This window comes from Rhodoferax sp. GW821-FHT07F03 (genome assembly GCF_059418745.1).
In genome coordinates, this window is the sequence record NZ_JBWKQM010000033.1 from 1 (window position 1) to 1614 (window position 1614).

The 1614-nt window shown below is 53.9% G+C and carries 1 protein-coding gene; it reads right to left on the reverse strand.

Annotated elements, in window-relative coordinates; translation table 11 throughout:
• Positions 1–26: 26 nt before the first annotated feature.
• Positions 27–1574, reverse strand: coding sequence for an IS3 family transposase (locus AC07R0_RS25675; protein WP_495107026.1), 1548 nt, complete (start codon positions 1572–1574; stop codon positions 27–29).
• Positions 1575–1614 lie beyond the last annotated feature (40 nt).

Consider the following 1614-nt stretch of genomic DNA (forward strand, 5'->3'; position numbering starts at 1 on the left):
GGGTGCGGCGTAAAACTTGGACTGGTTTATGCCGTTATTCCGAGGCTCGCCCGGTATTCGATGGGACTGAGTGAGCCAAGGGACATCTTGATGCGCTTTTCGTTATACCAGCGGATGTAAGAGTCAACGATCTGGATGAATTGCTCAATCGTGATGTCCTGCCAGTTCCGAGGATAGAACATCTCTGTTTTCAATCGCCCGAAGAAGCCCTCACAGGCTGCGTTATCCGGTGAACATCCTTTGCGCGACATCGAACGAATCAGCTTTGCGTTGCGCACCCGTGAGAGCCAGCCCGGCCAGCGATAGTGAGCACCACGATCAGAGTGAATGACAGGTCTGCTTTTGCTGCTGGCTACCGTCTCAATGGCAGCGTCCAACATCGTGTTCACCAGGTCGGAGTCTGGACGCGTGCCAATGGTCCAGCTGACTACCAGGCCATCGAAGCAGTCAATCACGGGCGATAGATACACCTTCCCAGCCGGGATATGGAACTCCGTAATATCGGTCAGCCACTTCTCGTTCGGGGTGGTAGCCTGGAAGTCCCGGTTGATGAGATTCTCTGGCGCAGGGCTGATTTCGCCAAGGTAAGACCCGTACCGACGCCTTTTATTGGCGGCAACGACCAAGCATTCCTGCTTCATCAAGCGTTGCACGACTTTCTCGGAGATATGCAGATGGCGCCGCCCAAGTGCTGCACGCATTCGCCTGTAACCGTAGCAACGGTGATTGCTCTGGAAGACATCGGTAATGGCAGCCCGAGCGTCAGCGTATTTGTCTGGACTCCTTAGCCGGGCGCAGTGATAGAAGTAGGAGCTACGGGCTAATTCCAGTTCAGCCAGCAACTCTGCAAGTGTGTAGGTGTTCTTCAGGGCGTCAACCAGCAGGGTCTTCTCCCGATTGCTCAGGAGTTGCGGGGCGACGCCCAGGCCTTTTTTTAACAGTTCATTGGCCTTCTTTAAGAGGTCGTGTTCAAGCTGCAAGCGTCGGATGTCACGTTCAAGAAGCGCTACGTGCTGCTGCAATTCCGTGAGATCTTTTTGCTTTGGAGCTGACCCTGAATCGTTATGTCGCTTCATAGATGCAGATGTATCCCGACCAAGTAGTTGATTCTTCCAGTTGTACAACGTCGGCCTGCACACACCTACTGATTGGGCAATGGTCTGCGCATTGGTCGTCCTGGTGCAAAGCTCAACCACTGCGGCATTCTTTATCTCCGGTGGGTGCTGAACATTCGGTGCACGCCCTACCATACGTCGACGAATCTGCGGGTGCAGTTCATCGATCCAGTCCGTGAGCAGCGCCCTGCATGGGTATCCCAGTGCCCTCAGGGTGGATGCGATACAACGATCATGATCAAGGTAATGCTGAACTGCCACCTGTATTTGTTGCGCGGCGTACTTCTTCCTAGAACGGGCGTATCCCACCTGTAAATCCCGATCCCGTTCGTACTCTCGATGCCAGCCCTTGAGTGAATTCTTTGTTGGGTAGCCCAACTGCCGAATCGTCGGGCCAGTGCGTTTGCCGAGCTTGATATAGAGCTTGACGGCTCGAATTCGCTCTTCGTATGAATACATGAACTACCTCCAAGTAGTCCAAGTTATTGTCCGCACCCCC

Excerpts from the sequence above, each read along its gene's own strand:
- AC07R0_RS25675 (WP_495107026.1), bottom strand. The coding sequence starts at position 1,574 with ATGTATTCATACGAAGAGCGAATTCGAGCCGTCAAGCTCTATATCAAG.